The 3,431-nt window shown below is 34.4% G+C and carries 3 protein-coding genes and 1 pseudogene; all 4 read left to right on the top strand.

Annotated features, from left to right (window positions below):
• Nucleotides 1–482: T9SS type A sorting domain-containing protein (locus ACOYLP_RS11440; RefSeq protein WP_422856302.1), on the top strand; the 482-nt coding region annotated here is incomplete at its 5' end.
• A gap of 63 nt (nt 483–545) precedes the next feature.
• Nucleotides 546–1,673 (top strand): ABC transporter substrate-binding protein, encoded by a 1,128-nt coding sequence (locus ACOYLP_RS11435; protein WP_422856301.1) that lies wholly within the window; start codon nt 546–548, stop codon nt 1,671–1,673.
• A 28-nt stretch (nt 1,674–1,701) separates the two neighbouring features.
• On the top strand, nt 1,702–2,730 hold the full coding sequence (locus ACOYLP_RS11430) for an iron chelate uptake ABC transporter family permease subunit (RefSeq protein ID WP_422856300.1): 1,029 nt from the start codon (nt 1,702–1,704) through the stop codon (nt 2,728–2,730).
• 107 nt (nt 2,731–2,837) lie between these two features.
• A pseudogene (locus ACOYLP_RS11425) lies at nt 2,838–3,431 on the top strand (ABC transporter ATP-binding protein); the annotation flags it as partial.

Raw genomic sequence — 3,431 nt, 5'->3', positions numbered from 1 at the left:
ATGACAACAATAATGGTAGTCCAATAGGTACCAACGCCAATGGAAATGTAATTACTTCCAATAGCGCTGTAAATCTAATTTTCGATACCTATCAAGTCAAATCGATGAGTTATTTTATCGGTCAATGGTATACTATCGTTTTTGATGGTGATATTACAGGGTTAAAAAACATCTTAGATAATCTGAATGACGGAGTTGAGACAACAGATCTGATTGGAGTGGCAATGCTGTTAGAAAACACTTCATTTGAAAAACCAAAAGCCATCATTTCGCCAAATCCTTTTTCATACAATTTTGACATCCAATCGGAGCAAATCATTGCCAACTATTCCATCATTGATATTACCGGAAAAACTATTATAGCAACCTCTTCTAAAGCTAATTTGGACAATCAATCTTCTCAATTAAGTGCCGGAATGTACATTTTGAATCTCGATTTTGATAACGGCCAAAAAGCCAATTACAAATTGGTGAAAAAATAAAACGTATTATTTATGGGTTTCGTTTTAACTTTGCAGCACATGCAAAATTGCCTTATGAAATCTATGATATCAAAAAATTTATTTTCGTTTACACTATTATTTCTTTTCAGCTGCAAAAACGAATTAAAACCGAATGTTATTATTTCTGCTAAAAATGAAGTTCGCTACGCTAAAGGCTTTTCGATTCAAAATTATAATGGCTATTCTGTAGTAATCGTTAAAAATCCGTGGCCAAAAGCTACCAAAACCTATACTTACATCCTTAAAGAAAAAAGCGGAATTGTTCCCGATAGTTTAAAACAAAACCTGATTATTTCCGTTCCAATAAAAACTATAATCGTAACCTCAACCACCCATATTCCTTCACTCGAAATGCTTAATGAAGTTAATACCTTGGTTGGTTTTCCGCACTGCGATTATATTTCTTCTAAAAAAGTAAGAGCCGGAATTGATGCTGGAAAGGTAAAAGAATTGGGTAACAACCATGATTTAAATACCGAAGCAATTCTTGACTTACAACCTAATATTATCATTGGCTATGGCATTGACAATAAAAATCCAACCTTAGATAATCTGCAAAAAAGCGGTTTAAAAGTAATGCTCAACGGTGACTGGAACGAAGAAAATGCTTTAGGAAAAGCCGAATGGATAAAATTTTTCGGCGCTTTATATGGCAAACAAAAACAAGCCACAGCACTCTTTACCAAAATTGAAAAAGATTTTTTAAAAACCATAAGGATAGCTAAAATGGCCAAAACTACGCCAACCATTCTAGCCGGAGACATGTTTGAAGATCATTGGTATTTACCCAAAGGTAGTAGTTGGGGCAGTTTGCTCTTAAAACAAGCCAATGGCAATTATTTATGGCAGGAATCCAGCGGAACAGGAAGCTTGTCTTTATCTTTTGAAACTGTTTTTGAAAAAGCTAAAAGTGCTGATATTTGGTTTACTTCTGGACAATTTTCTTCGTTAAATGAAATGACAAATTCAAATCCACATTATGCCGAATTTGAAGCATTCAAAAATAAAAATATATATTCGTTCAGTGGTAAAAAAGGAAAGACAGGAGGCATTCTTTATTACGAATTAGCGCCCAATCGACCGGATATTGTATTGAAAGATATTGTCAAGATTTTGCATCCGGAATTATTAATTGGTTATAAACCTTTCTTCTTTGAGAAATTAAAATAAAACACTGATTTCACAGATTATCACAAATTTGAAAACCAACAGTAGAAATAGTCTTCTTTTCACTTTCTTGTCATTGACATTACTAATGTCATTGCTATTAAACATTTCAATGGGGCAAGTCGCCATTCCATTGAAAGAAGTTTTCAGTAGCTTGTTTGGCGGTCATGCTTCTAAAGAGACCTGGGAATACATTATCGTTAATTTCCGTTTACCGAAAGCCATAAGTGCAATACTTGTTGGTATGGGACTTTCCATTTCGGGCTTGTTGATGCAGACTCTGTTCCGAAATCCGTTAGCCGGACCTTATGTAATGGGATTGAGTTCGGGTTCAAGTTTAGGTGTTGCTTTTGTCATTCTTGGCGCCGGATTTTTACCCTCTGTTTTTTCGCAGTTTTTATTATCGCCTTACGGAATTATAATCGCTTCCTGTATTGGAAGTTCGGTAGTTTTAATAATGATTTTAATCGTTTCTCAACGCTTGCGCGACACCATGTCGATTTTGATTGTAGGATTAATGTTTAGCAGTTTTACTAGTGCAATTGTAAGTGTGTTTTCCTATTTTAGTTCGGCTGAACAATTACAGAAATATACATTTTGGTCAATGGGAAGCATCGGCAATTTATCCTGGCAGAACGTTTCAATGTTAGCCATTTGCACTTTACTTGGATTAGTACTCAGTCTATTTTCTTTAAAAGCTTTAGACGCTTTATTATTGGGTGAAAATTATGCTAAAAGCATGGGCTTAAACATCACTAAATCGCGTTACATTATTATTTTCGCCACGAGTATTTTAGCTGGAAGCATAACTGCTTTTGCCGGTCCGATTGCCTTTATTGGATTGGCAGTTCCGCATTTAGGAAAATTATTATTCCAAACGAGTAATCATAAGATTTTGTTTTTTGCAACATTGCTAATTGGATCCATAATAATGTTATTTTGTGATACGATTTCACAAATGCCTGGATTTGATTTCACCTTACCTATAAATGCAATAACATCTATTATTGGCGCGCCGGTAGTGATTTGGTTAATTGTAAATAAGAAAAGTATTCAATAAATTTCAAACACATAGATTCTGTGTTTAAACTAAAAATGAGCTCGAATAAAACCATACTTTCCACTTCAAATTTATCCATTGGATACCAATCCAAAAAGGAAAAAAACATTATTGCAGAAAACCTCAATCTGACTTTTGAAAAAGGAAAATTAATTTCACTAGTTGGTGCCAATGGTATTGGAAAATCGACTCTATTGCGAACGATAACCGGAATTCAAAAACCTTTAGCCGGAACGGTAACGCTAAAGGAAAAAGAAATTCATCTCTACGACTCATTATCATTAGCACAAAATTTAAGTTTAGTATTAACCGAAAAACTACCTCCAAGCAATTTGACTGTTTTTGAATTAATTGCTTTGGGAAGACAGCCTTATACCAATTGGCTTGGCAAACTATCGAAAGAAGATTTAGAAAAAATAAATCAAGCGATAATGCTAACGCAAGTAGAACATTTGATTGGTAAAAGACATCACGAAATCAGTGACGGACAATTGCAGATTGTTTTAATTGCTCGGGCATTGGCTCAAGATACGCCGCTTATCATTCTTGACGAACCAACCACGCACTTGGATTTGTTTCATAAAGTTTCCGTTTTTAAGCTTTTAAAAAAACTATCACAAGAGACTAGCAAATGTATTTTGTTTTCGACACACGATATTGATTTGGCAATACAACTTTCGGATGAAATGATTGTCATGACA

It is taken from the genome of Flavobacterium sp., from assembly GCF_049318325.1.
Taxonomy (GTDB): Bacteria; Bacteroidota; Bacteroidia; order Flavobacteriales; family Flavobacteriaceae; genus Flavobacterium.
Note: the sequence above shows the minus strand (reverse complement) of the source record. Positions and strands in the feature narration are given on the sequence as shown.